This is a genomic window from Oleiphilus sp. HI0061, from assembly GCF_001635675.1.
The window spans coordinates 1-14,795 of record NZ_LWFE01001074.1 but is presented as its reverse complement, the minus strand read 5'-3'; the positions used below and the strand labels follow the sequence as shown (position 1 = coordinate 14,795).

The window sequence follows — 14,795 nt, the reverse complement described above, 5'->3', positions numbered from 1 at the left end:
AAGCAAAATAGACTTGTTTTTCATATGATTACCTTGAAACACACCCATTGTTGTATTACTACACTCTAAAATCGCCACACCCATTGTTGTATTACTACACTCTAAAATCGCCACACTCATTATTAACGAGAGTGGTCGCCCGCATCTGGATTAACATTTTTTGGCCTAAACCTGTTATCGCTGATACTGGCAAAACCTTCCGATAATACTTTTCAATTTCCTTCAAAAAGATTAGCCATGCTATTAATTTTTAGCAGATTTTTTCGATCTGTCTATTTTAGTTTTGTTATGAAATATATCTAAGGAAGGTTTTGAGCAAAAAACAGACTAATGAGTGCATCACCTCTCATGCAGGACGGTACGAAGGGCGAAACTATGCTCAATGTGGCCCTAGCAAGCTGAACCCTGTCAGCTCAGCTTGCGGGCAATTATTTTTGGACTTATTTCAAAAGAGCTTAAACCGGCTTATACAAGACTTTTCTCGACAACTTCTCTAACATCTTTTGAGAGCGCCTCTTTCGATTGAATCCTTTCAATCTGCTCGCACATTAACTTCTGTCGATTATCATCAAACTGCTTCCATCGCGTCAGGGGAGTCATAAGCCTTGCTGCAATTTGAGGATTCATATCATCTAGTTTGATAATAATATCGGCGAGAAACTCGTAACCTTCTCCCGACAGGTCATGGAAACGAACCAGGTTCTGACCACAATAGGCACCCACAACCGAGCGAACCTTGTTAGGGTTGGTTATATCAAAATCTGGCGTTTCCATTAATGCTTTTAGGCGCTCTAATGTCATAAACGCAGCACTTGAAGACTGAACAGAGAACCATAACTCGATAACCTGAGCATCGTCCTTCCACTGAGCATGAAAGGCTTCTAGTGCTTGCTCAGCCTCTGAGGCATCTCCTGAATTTACCAAAGCGCTCAAAGCAGAAAAGCTATCAGTCATATTATCAGCATTTGCAAACTGCTTTTTAGCCAGGTTAATAACATCTGCCATTTGACTTGCAGATGAACCACCTATTGCTGACATTAAAGATAAAGCCGCATTTTTTAATGCCCGTTGTGACATAGAGCCATAATCCAAAGCAGGTAATTCCGACTCAACAATATTGTCACGATAAACTGCATATAGCTCGTCACCTAGCTGATTAGCCAAGGCCTGTCGAACAAATTCTCTTGCAGCATGAATGGCATCAACATCTGCTTGCTCCGCCAGCTGCACAAGATAGCTCTCAGCGGGTAGCATCAGCATCTTGCAAACCATTGCTTTGTCTAAAGAGCTATCTGTGAGCAAACCTCGATACGCCTCGACAAAACTCTGGGGTAACACCAGCTCCAGCCCTTGCTGATAAGATTTGATTAAGCCCTGCAGGATGCGCAATGCCAATGCCTGCCCTGCCTCCCAGCGGTTAAAACCATCGGAGTCATGCTGAAACAAAAATACCAATTGCTCATCAGTATACTGATAGGACAACTTGACCGGAGCCGAAAAGCCTCTTAGTAATGATGGAACCGGTTCTGCTTCGATACCCTCAAAAACAATTGATTCTCGTGCTTCGATTAGCTCAAAAACACATTCTTTAGCGCCATCCGCAATTGATAAGGGAAGCTCCTGCCCTTCTGAGTCCAACAATGCAATAGATACAGGGATATGAAACGGCTCTTTTAAATCTTGCCCAGGTGTTGCAGGGCAAGACTGACTCAAGCTCAAGGTATATTGTTTGCTATTGGCATTATAGCTAGAACTCACTTGCAGCTCTGGCGTCCCGCCCTGATCGTACCAGAGCTTAAACTGTTCCAGATCCATCCCGGAAACGTCAGCCATTGCCGAAACGAAGTCTTCAGTTGTGACCGCTTGCCCATCATGCCTGTCAAAATATAAATCACTCCCTGCCCGGAACTGCTTCGGCCCTAAGAGAGTATGCAGCATGCGAACAACCTCTGCCCCTTTTTCATAAACCGTCAGGGTATAGAAGTTTGAAATTTCCATATAGGAAGCCGGACGAACCGGGTGTGACATCGGGCCTGCATCTTCAGCAAACTGTGCGGTTCGCAGAACATTTACATCCTCGATACGTTTAACCACGGAGGAATTCATATCGGCAGAAAATGCTGAATCCCTAAATACGGTAAACCCTTCTTTCAGGCTTAGCTGGAACCAATCTCTGCAAGTAACTCTATTGCCAGACCAGTTGTGAAAATACTCATGTGCAACAATCGCCTCAATGCGCTGATAACCCGCATCTGTTGTTGCATCGGGCTTTGCCAAAACACAGGATGAATTGAAGATATTCAGACCTTTATTCTCCATGGCGCCCATATTAAAATCGTCCACCGCGACAATCATAAATATATCCAGGTCGTACTCTCGCCCGTAGACTTCTTCATCCCAGCGCATCGACCTTTTTAAACAATCTAGTGCGTAATCGCACTTATCTGCATTCTTATGATCAACAAAGATCTTCAGGGCCACCTGACGTCCAGACATGGTTTTGAAGGAGTCTTCATGGCAATGTAAATCACCTGCCACCAAAGCAAACAAGTAACAAGGCTTTGGATGAGGGTCGTGCCAAGTAACAAAATGACGATTATCTTCCAAGTTTCCCGACTCAATAGCATTACCATTGGAAAGCAGGTTCGGGTAAAGCGCTTTATCAGCTTCGATGCGCGTCGTAAATACCGTTAGTACGTCAGGACGATCCATGTAATAGGTAATTCGTCTGAAACCCTCGGCTTCACACTGGGTACAAAACATTGACGAAGACTTGTACAAGCCTTCCAACCGCTTGTTATCTTGCGGCTTAATCCAGGTTTCACACTGCAACTCAAATTTCGCGGGTACAGATTCTACCGTTAGAGATTCGTCATCTAGAAGGTATTCACTCTCTTCCAGCTCACGGTCATCTAACTTTATACTTTTCAGCTCAAGGTCTTCACCATTTAGTGACAGCGCCTCGCCTTCACGGCCAGCGACTCGCTCGATAAGCTGCCTGGCTTTTACCAACGCTCCGTTTTCAAATAACTGAAAGGTTAAATCAAGTGACGTAATCTTAAACGCAGGCTCAAGATAGTCTTTGAGGTATATCGTCTTTGCTGATTCACTCATGCATGCTTTCCAAGTATATGTCTTACTCGACGTCTAGCGAGACGTCGTAGGACGTAAATTTTCGAATATTTAAGCAACCGGTATCGAGAATCATATATTGCCCTTTAATGGCAATTAAGGTCCCCTCCACCTCATCTTGTTTATCAAAATTAAAGGTTTTAGCCTTTTCTGGCCAAGATAAGTGTGGGTATTCAAATTCCCATACATCCTGCTCAGTCAAAGCAGTAATCTCACCGGGGAATTGCTCATCAAGCTCGGCCAACTTATCCTGAGCCAGTTCCATTAGACGGTCACGTTCAACCAAAAGATCTATATCAACGACCTCATGCTTCAGCATTTTCCGCCAATTAGTTTTGTCCGCCACCCACTCTTTCAGCATAACTTCAAGCAAACCGGAAAGTCGTCGGGACTTAACTGAGAATATAGGCAATGCAGCAATGGCACCCTGATCTATCCAGCGGGTAGGCACCTGGTTATGACGGGTAATCCCGACTTTCAAACCAGTTGAATTCGCCAAATAAACTATATGCTCCTGCATACAGTGTGTTTCACCCCATTCCGGCTCACGGCAGGTACCTTGTGCATAATGACAAAGCTCAGGGCTCATAATACAGCGGTCACACTGGGCCAACTTGGTAAAGCATCGATAACAGTAACCTTGGTTAAAGCTCTTGTTGGTACGCTTCTGACAATGAAAACAGCGAATCTCGCCGTTAGAACGAAAGCGTAATTTCTTGCCAAGATAATCTGCAGGATTGCATTTTGTATCACCAAAGTTCAAGGTGTAACTTACCGGGTTCCCCTGACTCACTGTCATTTTACTTAAATGACCTGATGCAACTTGATTCATTAATCGTCTTCTTTGTTAGTGCAATATACGGATAGTCGACTCATCATCACTATCGTCTTTTGGCCCGCATGGGGAGGTCTTTTTCGTTGTATCAACATAGCCGGTTCGATTGCTTTCATCGAGTCCATGTTTTACTTCATAAAGCATGACCGCCTGAAGGCATATTTCTTTTTGCTCACGAGAGAGGGTCCGGCCATCGGGCCACTTTCCCAACTCTATCGCTTGTTTGAACTTTTCGTAAATTTCTTTAGGAATGGATTCAGCAGCATCTTCAAACTTCATAAGTTAATCCTAGAAGAACTTTGAGTGCCATAGCATGCACTCAAGAATTTGTAACAAGCTAGCGAGAATATCAATCCCTGTAACGCTACTCAAGAATAAACAAAAAAGATCAAGCTCAGTGGTTGACAATGCAAATGATAACAATTATCATTTGCATAAGTTGAGCTCCCAGCGAAGCGCAATCACTCTACTTTAGAGCGATTACCTTTCACCGGAAATCAACTTGGTCTCTCTCATCTCTACACATACATATGTGAACTCCGTTAACCTCGGGCCAAAACATTTGGCCCGGTGGATAACGGAGTTTTTTTATACTTTCTTTTCTATAACACGCTCATTCACATACAGGGTAATTGCCGCCCAAACCAGACCCGACAATAGGCCATACAGGTGTGCGGCATTAGCCATTCTCCCCCAACCCAACCACTCAGTGACAGGCGTATAACCAAGCAGTAGCCAGACCAAGCTAAACTTTAACAATACATTAGGGAAAAAGATGTTTTTATCAAACATCTTCCATAACCAGCAATAACCTACCAAACCATATACCACTCCCGACAAACCACCGAAGAAGTACCCAGTTTCGAGAAGCTGAGCAATATTTGAAATAATGGAAACAAACATCGTCAAGGCAATAAACGAAACGGAACCTTTTTGCATTTCCAGCTGGCCACCAAGCACCCACAACATTAACAGGTTGAAGGTGATGTGCATGACGTTGAAATGGATAAAATCCGGCGTAACCAAGCGCCAGACCTGGCCGCTGATAAGCACATCAAGCATTGCATTCCAGCGCCCACTGACTGAGTTCATATCCAAACCGGAATTAAAGGGATCAACGATCAAAAAAGATCTAAGCAGCGCACCGCCTTTACCAAAGTCGGTTAGAAAAGCAAAAGCCACACTAACAAAGATAAGTGTAAAAATCACAGGAGCTTGGCTTGGTTTAGCCCTCGTGTATGCCACCAGGTCCCTCGGCTTACGAAACACTTCACGACGCCGATGCTGGTCCTGCATTTTATCAAGCTGCTCAGCTAGGCCACTACGATACTGAGGTTCTGTCATGTAGCGTTCAAGCGCACTCAAGACCTGCTCCTCATAGCCTTCATCATCTAGAATCAAAGCTTGTTCACCCTGATTTTCAATGACTCGATGGGCCACGCCCTGAAAATGGAGCCATTGACTAAAGTCCGAAAGATCCAAGTCTAGTGGAATGGGTGGTATGCGACTCATGTCCGGGTAACGTCCACCGACACAAACTTGTCTTTACTCAAGACTCTCTCGCCATCCATTCGGTAAGCCACCAGCTGGCCATATTTCACCGCGCTATAATCCAGGCAAGCAATATTGCATTGAATAGGCTCTGGCTCACCAGACATCCAGTAATGACCCACAAATACGGGCGCCTCTGTTGTTGGGTAGGTCAGTAATTGCTGCTTCTCTATCGCCGACAAAGGACGCTCAGCCATTTCTGGCGGCAGTGGGTCGGGTTGAAAGACAACATCATTGTATATCTGGGGATCATCACTCCAGAACTTTGTGCGAAACATGCTTCTCGCCAAGCCATCTTTGCCTAGAATGGTTTCACCGTTTGGCAGCTCCAATGCGGTACCGCGAGTTAACTTGTCAATAATTCGGCTAGCGAAAGAACCAGAGACCGCAGACTCGTGCAAAAAGTCCATACTAATGCAATGGTCTGGGGAATAAGATTTTAAACGTTCAATCGCTAAACTATCCCAACAAGCATGAACCACTCGGAAGTCTTCTTTTTCAATAAAAAGAGGGATTTCATGAAACCACGATAGAAACTTGTGCCATTCGGAGCGATGAGCATCAAACTGCTCCAAGGTCTCTCGAATAAGTCTGTGATGACGAGCGTTGTGCTCGCGCAAATACTGCATGCCACTACCTTGACGACCCTCTGTGCAGTAACACATTGCATTGTATTCGTGATTGCCCAGGACAATTTCGGCCTGCGATTGGTCGACCATGTCTTTTACAATATGCAGAGCTTCTCGAATTCGAGGGCCTCTATCAACAATATCACCCACAAAAATCACTTTGCGTTGCGGATGACGGTAGCAACCTTGCTTGTTCTCATAACCCATCTTTTTCAACAGACGTTCAAGGGAGTTACCACAACCATGAATATCACCAATCAGGTCATAGCCTTGCTTAACTTTTTTCTTAACAAATGCCATCTATTAACTACTTATCAGGTTATTGGCCCAGCCTAATTTCTCTCTACAGGTTTCATAGAAGTTATGAGAGGTAGGGTGAATCAAACGCACTTTATGTGGTTTTTTACTTATGTATACTGCATCGCCAGGCGCAACAGGGATGTGATGCTGACCATCACAGCTGACCTGCGGGTAAATCTCATTACCTTCACCAATCACAATTTTAATCTCACTTTTACCGTCAACAACGATTGGACGGCTACTGAGCGTATGAGGAAACATTGGAACTAATGAGATTGCATCGAGTTTAGGGTGCAAAAGAGGCCCACCGGCCGACAAAGAGTAAGCTGTTGACCCAGTTGGTGTCGAAACAATCAAACCATCTGAACGCTGACTGTAGACAAACTGACCCTCAATAAACAAGTCAAAACCGATCATACGAGTTGACTTACCCGGGTGAAGAACGATGTCATTCAATGCGGTACCAAAGCCAACCGGCTCGCCATTTCGCTTAACATGAACATCTAGCAGGAAGCGTCTTTCCTGAATATACTGCCCTGAAAGCACTTCTTTTACTTTCGATTCCAACTCAGTTGGTGACACATCAGTCAAAAAACCTAATCGGCCACGGTTTACTCCTAACAAAGGAACATTTGATTTAGCTAACTCTCGAGCAGCCCCCAACAAACTTCCATCACCACCCACTACGATCACCAGATCACACATTTCCCCCATCATTTTGACACTGGAAACCTGCAAACCATGCCCGGGAATTAAAGCACCGATATTTTCTTCAATGATTAGATAATAACCTTCATTAACCAGAAATTTTCTTAAACGACGCATCGTTTCTATGACCTGGGCACTGCCCATACGACCAATCAAACCGATATTACGAAAATGATCCATACCTTAACTAACCCTTATACTATGTAATAGCGTGATATATATGAGAGAGGACGATCGCTTCAAGAAGCACTCTACATTAGCCAATACTACACCGGCCGACACTAAGCACATAATAAATTAACAGACTCCAGACTTACAGCCTGAATACCGTTCTCACGACAATTCAGAGATTTGAACATGAGATTGTCTATGAAGACAGGAAACGCTGATAGGATTCACCAAATCCACGCCAGCCCTGTAGCCCGCCAGTATGAACAGCTAATACTCGCGCTCCCGCCTGGATTCTTCCTTGATGAATATACTCCGCCAGCCCATACATCATCTTTCCTGTATAAACAGGGTCTAGAACCAAACCATGCTCATCATAAACATCAGAAATAAATTCCGTCAGACGACTATTGATTTTGGCAAAGCCACCGAAATGATAGTGATGACATATTCTCCAAGGGTTAACCCTACTGGCACCTGATAACTGCCGCTCTACGCGATGCTCCAGGTCGTGAGCATTTTTTAGTGCAGAAAATCCAACACACTGGGCTCGACCAATATTTGCCTGAGCAATCCCTGCCAAGGTTGCGCCTGAGCCCACAGCACAAGCTATCAAGTCATAGTTAAGTTGCCCCGCATGATGCAAGGTATTAAATAAACTTTCGATTCCTAGCGTGCCTTGTCTACCTGCACCACCTTCAGGAACAACCCAGGCTTCGGGCATTGCCTCTTTATACATATCAGGTGTAGTGTTAGAAGCAGTGTGACGATACGTTTCACGATCAAGCCATTGAATCTTCATCCCCCACTTTTCGCAATCCTGCAGAGTAGATGTCAAATCGCCGTGTGGTTCACCTCGAACAATACCGACAGAGTCCAGATTCAATTGATTTGCGGCATAAGCCAAGGCATGCAAATGATTTGAGTGGGCACCACCAAAACTTACAATTTGTGATTTGCCCGCCGCGACAGCCGCTAGTAAATGATGCTTTAGCTTGTACCATTTGTTCCCCGATATAAAAGGATGTACTTTATCGAGACGCAGACAGTCCAGGGTCACTAGCTGATCTTTCGCAATCTCCAGAGGAAAGGAGTGAACTTCGGGTAGTACATCAAATTGCACACCCAACTCAGCAGTAGTTTTATTATTAGCCAGCATAACCTTTATGACTCTCACACATGTCACTCACTCCTTCCTGAAAATCACCCGGTGCGCTAACCTTGCTTACACTCTTTCCGCAAACTTGACCTACGCCTTCGGCATGCTGGCAAATTGGCTGATCAAAGTGTTCTAACCAAGCTAGGTACTGCTCCTCCGTGACATAACATTTTGCCGCTACGAAAGCGTTTGGGTTATCAACATAATCACGAATTTCACTCGCCGTCATGGTGATATGCCCAGCACCCGGGTGGTAGGCAACGTAGACCACATCCAACGCTTTCAGGCGGTCAAACATACCTTCATTGGTGCTGCTAGCGCCACGAGACTCACTCAATTCCTCAAGCTCAGATCGCAGCTGCTCCTCACGTTCCTCTCGATAAGCAAGATCTAAATCTTTGCGATCTAACTGCTCCTTCAGGAGAACCAGTTCAGCCTCCATTTTCTGACGCTCCAAGCGCTCCTTGTCACCCGCAGACGCACCTTTTAAGCGAGTCTCCAGTTTCGAAACTAGATCTGACTGATCACTGACCTGATCCTGAAGCTTTAAGAACTGATCATTTCGCTTACCTAGCTTGAGCTTTAGTTTTTCGTTTATCAGCTTAAGCTGTTCATTCGTTTGCTTAAGCTCTTGAATTTCATTCTTATAAGCATGCAGAATAATTTTCTGTTCACGATCTCCAAAATCAACATTTTGCTCACGACTAGACTCCAGAGTACGAATTCTTAGCCTCTGCTCCTTAAGCAAACGAGCCAACTTGGTTCGCTTTTCAACCTCTGTTTCCAAGCCCAAGTCATCCAACACCGGATCACTCGGTGAAAGAACTGGGATATCCGGCTCGGCTTTCTCAAATTGAAAGCGTAGTTTATTCAACTCGACCGCTTTCTTGAGTCGCAAGAAGTCATTCGACCCGGGCGTCATATCAGGATCCCATAGGTCGTTCAAATGCCAATTAATTGAACACTGCCCCCGGCAAGCCAAACGTATTGGCCCGCCACCTAAATCAGGCCCACTACCACTCACTTCAGCCAAGCGTTCAATTGGTACATTCCAACTTGCGTCAGCCTTGCCATCTTCGTCGAAATATAAAATGAAGAATACCAGCGCCTGGATCGTACCATCCTTGCCAATCACCGCATAAACTGCTTTAGCTTCTTGATCAGCGTAATCTGGTAAAGCACCCAAGCCGTCTAACATTGCCTCGAACTCCGAGAACATCAAATGTTTCGTTACTTGCTGATTTTCAACAAAGAAGACAGCCTCATATGAATCTGACTTTCTAAACCCCATAACTACCTCGTTAAGATGCGCATAGAAATTGCGCACCCAATAAATCTAAAACTACAAATCAGTTTAGTTGATAACCAAGGAAGCACACGTTTAAAAAAGAAAGGATATGTAACGCTGCCCGGACCTATTTCACAGATATAAAAAACTATATGAACTGAAGGTATTAAGGTATGAATAGCGATTGACGTAGATTCGTCTAGTTCAAGCAGTTTTATCGTGGGTGGTATTAATAAAAGCGGGGATAATTAGCTGGAGGGGAATATAGAAGGCAATGCTGTTACATCTCAACAGCATCGTCCTCAAACTCTTCATCGTCATATTCCAGCCATCCGGAATCCAATACTTCTTCTTCATATTCGTTCATTTCTATCTCCTTTTGATTGTTTCAAAAGCAAGCGTATAGAAGAAATATGACAGAAATAAGTCAGACATCTCAAGAAGTATATAATTTGAGGTTTTCTTATTGAGAAATGAGTAAGAGTTAAGGACTGTAAATTTAAATGGCGGACCGGACGGGATTCGAACCCGCGACCCCCGGCGTGACAGGCCGGTATTCTAACCAGCTGAACTACCGGTCCGCATACTTTAAATCTTACATTCACTACCTTCACACAAGAACAGTGCTAGTAGTGGTGGGTGGTACAGGGATCGAACCTGTGACCCTCGCCTTGTAAGGGCGATGCTCTCCCAGCTGAGCTAACCACCCATTTGGGTAGACCTAATTCTAACATTGTCACGCAGCACCTAAGATGCTCCTTTGTTAGAAACCACCTCTTTCAAGGTAGCAATCGAGTTGAAGTGTAAATGGCGGACCGGACGGGATTCGAACCCGCGACCCCCGGCGTGACAGGCCGGTATTCTAACCAGCTGAACTACCGGTCCGCAACAAACTTTACATTTCAATTTCAAATCTAAAAAAGATTTGGTGGGTGGTACAGGGATCGAACCTGTGACCCTCGCCTTGTAAGGGCGATGCTCTCCCAGCTGAGCTAACCACCCAACTCAATTGAGATGCGTATCTTAATGATTTCTTAGAAGCTGTCAATTAGAAATCAGCTTTTTTTTGCATAAATATGCAATTAATTTTCACAAGTCTCATATCTAGAAAAAACGTGAGGAAAAATCAAACAAACAGTTTAATTTTCAACCGATTAAATTAGATACTCCACCCATTTTTAGCGACTTTGCAACCAGCCCTAATTCAAAGACTGACGAATCAGGTCCACATTCTCGCGCCGCTGCTCACTCATTTCTTTTTGTTCAGGCTCAGGCTCTTCTTTAGATTCGAGCTGAAAGTAAGCATACCACGGTTCACCATCATCGACCGTTTCCTCCTCTCGAGGCACTGGAGCCGGCGCTATATTACCTGCTCTCGCTGCTCTTTCGAGACGATCTAACTCCAACTCTTCATTCAAGGTCAATTGAATTTTCGGCTCACGCCAAGGAGCCAACCAGTTTCGCCTTATTTTTCGCTTATCATCAATAGCGGCTAGATATTCATCAACATCATCCGCAAGCAGGTACAACTCCTGCTCCAAGGTTAAAGGCTTATCTCGTCGTAACTCCCGATACAAATCACTAGGCAGATAGAAAATCGGGAAGCCCCACATAAAGTTATTCGACCACGGCCAAATCACGGTAAACCAACCGTATTCTTGCATTGTGCCATCAAGTACCTCCTGAGCCTTATCAGCGTCAGTCGGGTGCCAAAACGAATGCGTCAAATAGCGAGTCTTGGGCATTTCCTTCATCGCCATTTCCCTTTCAACCAACTGCACATCGGCTGTTGCCATTTCATCTTCCGGCTCTATTAAAGAGTGCCTAATTTCAGGGAGCGACACCTCAGAATGTCGAATATAGGTAATCGACCCAGCGTCCAGATTCATACCAATATCAGCCTGTAAGTTAAGATCAAAAGCCATCATCACTTTATCATCGAAAGCTTCGAAACCAAATAACGGCATCAAGCTCTTGCGCACAGTAAAGTCATAACTTCCTGCTGGCAGTTCAACATAAGTGTAACTACCGGCACGAAGGTTAAAGATAATTTCGTCATTAATATAATAACTAGGTGCTTCCAGCTCTTCAGAGGCCCACTGACTGTTCGGCCGATAGAAGTAAACTAGTGCATTGGCTTCTTTATCCCACTCAGTATCATCGAGTTCCTTGAACATTTCGCCATCAGTATTGGGAAAATAGTAAGAACCCAGGTTTCGACCTGTCGACCAATAAATAGATGGATACCAACCTCTACCCTGCTTATGGAAAGGCTTCGAATAGGGCGCAGTAGTATCCGCCTTCACCTGACCAGAACTCAAAGCCAGCGGAAAAATCGCGCAGGCAAGCACAATAGAAAGCGCATAATAAAGAAAGGAGCGGGATGGTTTGCCCACAACGCTCTTTAATGATTGCTTAACCTCAGCAACGCGACCCAAGCTCACAGAGTAAGCGCTTCGTTGGCAAGTTTTGAAACTCACAATACCGTCCAATGTATCGTTTCCTATAGATGTACAGCTTTATATTTATTCGAGCAGCAAGACTAGCTACCCATCACAATCAGGCGGACAGTTTAACAGCTAGTTAATCTAATTTTTGCGATCTACCGCATGTCATCGAGAATCCGAATACCTGTAAAGACTATCTCACCCCGGGATTTGCACTAGAAGAAGACAATTTACCCAAGCTCGCCTCCAAATCAATGACTCTTTTTATAAGCTGGCGGCGACTTTCATCTATCGACAGCAAGCTTTCCTGGTTTTCTAATTGAACTTTGGCGCTATCACTCATACGAGCCTGTAGCGCAGCAATACGTTTTTCAAACTCTTGAGTACTCGAATCGAAAGTGCTCAATTTTTCATTAAACTGCGTCAAAAACTCTTCTCGTTCAGCTCGAGTAATTGACAACTCCCCTGACAACGAAGCTATACGACCATCTAATACTGACATCCCTTTATCAGAGTCCGCTTTCAATGCTGATAATGAAACCTCATGAGTAGCTAAAGATTTTTGACTCTCGGCAAGCTTTTTCGTTAGCGCTTCTATTTTCTTTTCATGACCTTGAATAGTTTTACGATTCCTATCATAAGACACACCCCACAGCTTTCGAACCTCCGACTCCAGAAAAGCCATTTTCTTCTCTGCAGATGTGCCGGTTTGCATTAGTTCAGCACCCGTTTCACTAACCTCCCCTTCCAAACGAGCCAACAACAACTTGCTTTGCCCTATAAATTCGTCAGCACTAGACAAGCGCTCCTCTAAACCGACTACCGTTTGGGATTGCTGCCAATATAAGTATGATAAGCCCCCCAAAGCCAGAAGCATTAACAGCAACAGAGAAACGACTAAAGGTGAAGCAGATGATTGAGAGGCTGCAACCGGGGCGCGCACCTCGGACGAACGCACAGCATTTACTGTAGAGCTAGAGCCTGAACCGGCCTTTCCTACTTGCTGTTTTTTGTTGCCGATATCATCTCTTTTGCCTGCCGATGCCTTAGCAGATTTATTCTTATTCTTTCGACTATTATAAAGATCCAGATCATCTCGGTCCGGCCGCAAGCTATCCATTAAATTTCCTCTGCACTAATCATCTCAGGTATCTGTACGCTTAAATTCCAACTACCGCCGGGTTACCATGCACCAGCCAGTCAAAAGCAGATTCTAGCGCCTGCGCGCACCTTTGTCCTCCAATAAAACAATTCTATTTGCATGAAACCTGATGAATCACTACTATATGCGGTCTTTTTTTATCCAGACACTAATTCTCTGGGTAATCACGTGCCTTGGCATCAAGGCCAGACAGTTAGTGAGAGGTGACAAGATGCAGCCAGTAGTTGGGATAATCATGGGTTCAAAGTCGGACTGGCCGACAATGGAACACGCGGCCAACATGCTAGACGAGTTAGGTGTAGCCTACGAAGTTAAGGTCGTTTCTGCACATCGCACCCCTGACCTCTTATTCAACTATGCCAAAACAGCTGAAGAGCGCGGCATTCAAGTTATAATTGGTGGCGCTGGTGGCGCAGCACACTTACCTGGAATGGCTGCCTCACAAACCAATCTACCTGTGTTTGGCGTACCTGTTCAATCTAAAGCATTAAACGGCCTCGACTCCCTTCTATCTATTGCACAAATGCCTGGCGGAATCGCTGTTGGTACACTGGCTATTGGTGTCGCCGGGGCAAAGAATGCAGGTCTACTTGCAGGCCAGGTGATCGCATTGCATGATGACAAAGTCAAAGCTGCTCTCAATAAGTTCCGCCAGACGCAAACAGAAACAGTATTAAGCCAACCAGATCCACGAGGCTAGGCAATGAAGAAAATTGGTGTACTGGGCGCTGGGCAACTAGGCCGAATGCTCGCTTTGGCGGGATACCCTCTGGAGCTGGACTTTCACTTTTATGATACGTCCGGTTCTCCTAGCGTTGGACTTGGAGACATTACTATCGACACCGAGGCCAAGCTCGACAATCCGGCCTTAGCGGACTTCCTGAATGACGTTGATGTCGTCACTTATGAATTTGAGCACCTTCCAGCGCAACTAACACAATACATCGAAAGTAAAAGTACACTTTATCCCCCCTCAAAGTCTATTGAAGTCTGTCAAAATAGAGCTGAGGAAAAGGCACTATTTACCAAACTTGGAATTCCCACTCCTGCCTACCATATCGTCAACTCCCTTGAAGAGTTAAAAGCGGCTGTCGAAAAACTAGGTTGCCCAATCGTCACCAAGACAACGCGAGAAGGCTATGACGGAAAAGGCCAGTTCGTTATTCGTCAAGCAGAACAATGCGAAGCAGCATGGCAGGCTATTGGCGAAGGTAAAAATGGCACAAACACACTTATTGCAGAAGCATTCGTAAACTTTTCTCGAGAGCTGTCAATTATCGCTGTACGCTCAGCTGATGACAGCATGAAAGTCTACCCACTAGCAGAAAACGACCACCACGAAGGCATTCTGCGCTATTCCATCGCACCTGCAGCTAAGGTCGCGGACGATATAAATGCTCAAGCAAATCAATATAT

The 14,795-nt window shown here is 44.9% G+C and carries 12 protein-coding genes and 4 tRNA genes; 2 read left to right on the top strand and 14 right to left on the bottom strand.

The window, feature by feature from the left end; genetic code table 11:
* Nucleotides 1–465: 465 nt before the first annotated feature.
* From pepN to A3735_RS14980, 14 genes are all read right to left on the bottom strand, one after another.
* Complete coding sequence (gene pepN, locus A3735_RS15045; protein WP_068510513.1) at nucleotides 466–3,114, bottom strand: aminopeptidase N; 2,649 nt, start codon at nucleotides 3,112–3,114, stop codon at nucleotides 466–468.
* 22 nt (nucleotides 3,115–3,136) lie between these two features.
* The gene (locus A3735_RS15040; protein ID WP_068506812.1) at nucleotides 3,137–3,964 is read right to left on the bottom strand and encodes a DUF2797 domain-containing protein; all 828 of its coding nucleotides are present in this window, start codon (nucleotides 3,962–3,964) and stop codon (nucleotides 3,137–3,139) included.
* Between the two features lie 15 nt (nucleotides 3,965–3,979).
* Nucleotides 3,980–4,246: a YeaC family protein gene (locus tag A3735_RS15035; RefSeq protein WP_068506813.1), complete on the bottom strand. Its 267-nt coding sequence runs from the start codon at nucleotides 4,244–4,246 to the stop codon at nucleotides 3,980–3,982.
* Between the two features lie 309 nt (nucleotides 4,247–4,555).
* Nucleotides 4,556–5,479, bottom strand: coding sequence for a rhomboid family intramembrane serine protease (locus A3735_RS15030; protein WP_068506814.1), 924 nt, complete (start codon nucleotides 5,477–5,479; stop codon nucleotides 4,556–4,558).
* On the bottom strand, nucleotides 5,476–6,447 hold the full coding sequence (locus A3735_RS15025) for a metallophosphoesterase (RefSeq protein WP_068506816.1): 972 nt from the start codon (nucleotides 6,445–6,447) through the stop codon (nucleotides 5,476–5,478). Before A3735_RS15025 ends, A3735_RS15030 begins: the two co-directional genes overlap by 4 nt.
* Nucleotides 6,448–6,450: 3 nt before the next feature.
* Complete coding sequence (locus tag A3735_RS15020) at nucleotides 6,451–7,335, bottom strand: NAD(+) kinase (RefSeq protein ID WP_068506818.1); 885 nt, start codon at nucleotides 7,333–7,335, stop codon at nucleotides 6,451–6,453.
* Between the two features lie 187 nt (nucleotides 7,336–7,522).
* Nucleotides 7,523–8,482 (bottom strand): 1-aminocyclopropane-1-carboxylate deaminase/D-cysteine desulfhydrase, encoded by a 960-nt coding sequence (locus A3735_RS15015; protein ID WP_068506820.1) that lies wholly within the window; start codon nucleotides 8,480–8,482, stop codon nucleotides 7,523–7,525.
* On the bottom strand, nucleotides 8,472–9,773 hold the full coding sequence (locus A3735_RS15010; protein ID WP_068506822.1) for a hypothetical protein: 1,302 nt from the start codon (nucleotides 9,771–9,773) through the stop codon (nucleotides 8,472–8,474). The genes A3735_RS15015 and A3735_RS15010 overlap by 11 nt, the downstream gene beginning before the upstream one ends.
* Nucleotides 9,774–10,274: 501 nt before the next feature.
* A tRNA-Asp gene (locus A3735_RS15005) sits at nucleotides 10,275–10,351 on the bottom strand.
* Between the two features lie 52 nt (nucleotides 10,352–10,403).
* Nucleotides 10,404–10,479: transfer RNA gene (locus tag A3735_RS15000), tRNA-Val, on the bottom strand.
* A gap of 99 nt (nucleotides 10,480–10,578) precedes the next feature.
* Nucleotides 10,579–10,655: transfer RNA gene (locus A3735_RS14995), tRNA-Asp, on the bottom strand.
* A gap of 41 nt (nucleotides 10,656–10,696) precedes the next feature.
* Nucleotides 10,697–10,772 (bottom strand) — tRNA-Val (locus tag A3735_RS14990).
* Nucleotides 10,773–10,969: 197 nt separating this feature from the next.
* Nucleotides 10,970–12,250, bottom strand: coding sequence for a DUF2846 domain-containing protein (locus A3735_RS14985; RefSeq protein WP_156494988.1), 1,281 nt, complete (start codon nucleotides 12,248–12,250; stop codon nucleotides 10,970–10,972).
* 160 nt (nucleotides 12,251–12,410) lie between these two features.
* Entirely contained in the window at nucleotides 12,411–13,337 is a 927-nt protein-coding gene (locus A3735_RS14980; protein WP_068506828.1) for a hypothetical protein, read from the bottom strand.
* A gap of 253 nt (nucleotides 13,338–13,590) precedes the next feature.
* On the opposite strand from A3735_RS14980, the gene purE reads away from it, so the two are divergent.
* A complete protein-coding gene (gene purE, locus A3735_RS14975) occupies nucleotides 13,591–14,079 on the top strand; it encodes a 5-(carboxyamino)imidazole ribonucleotide mutase (protein ID WP_068506833.1) in 489 nt (162 codons plus the stop codon).
* Between the two features lie 3 nt (nucleotides 14,080–14,082).
* The coding region (locus A3735_RS14970) for an ATP-grasp domain-containing protein (RefSeq protein ID WP_156498069.1) at nucleotides 14,083–14,795 on the top strand (713 nt) is incomplete at its 3' end.

What these genes read in the sequence shown, in the direction of transcription:
- pepN (WP_068510513.1), bottom strand. Translation starts at nt 3,114, where the DNA reads ATGAGTGAATCAGCAAAGACGATATACCTCAAAGACTATCTTGAGCCT.
- A3735_RS15040 (WP_068506812.1), bottom strand. Translation starts at nt 3,964, where the DNA reads ATGAATCAAGTTGCATCAGGTCATTTAAGTAAAATGACAGTGAGTCAG.
- A3735_RS15035 (WP_068506813.1), bottom strand. Translation starts at nt 4,246, where the DNA reads ATGAAGTTTGAAGATGCTGCTGAATCCATTCCTAAAGAAATTTACGAA.
- A3735_RS15030 (WP_068506814.1), bottom strand. Translation starts at nt 5,479, where the DNA reads ATGAGTCGCATACCACCCATTCCACTAGACTTGGATCTTTCGGACTTT.
- A3735_RS15025 (WP_068506816.1), bottom strand. Translation starts at nt 6,447, where the DNA reads ATGGCATTTGTTAAGAAAAAAGTTAAGCAAGGCTATGACCTGATTGGT.
- A3735_RS15020 (WP_068506818.1), bottom strand. Translation starts at nt 7,335, where the DNA reads ATGGATCATTTTCGTAATATCGGTTTGATTGGTCGTATGGGCAGTGCC.
- A3735_RS15015 (WP_068506820.1), bottom strand. Translation starts at nt 8,482, where the DNA reads ATGCTGGCTAATAATAAAACTACTGCTGAGTTGGGTGTGCAATTTGAT.
- A3735_RS15010 (WP_068506822.1), bottom strand. Translation starts at nt 9,773, where the DNA reads ATGGGGTTTAGAAAGTCAGATTCATATGAGGCTGTCTTCTTTGTTGAA.
- A3735_RS14980 (WP_068506828.1), bottom strand. Translation starts at nt 13,337, where the DNA reads ATGGATAGCTTGCGGCCGGACCGAGATGATCTGGATCTTTATAATAGT.
- purE (WP_068506833.1), top strand. Translation starts at nt 13,591, where the DNA reads ATGCAGCCAGTAGTTGGGATAATCATGGGTTCAAAGTCGGACTGGCCG.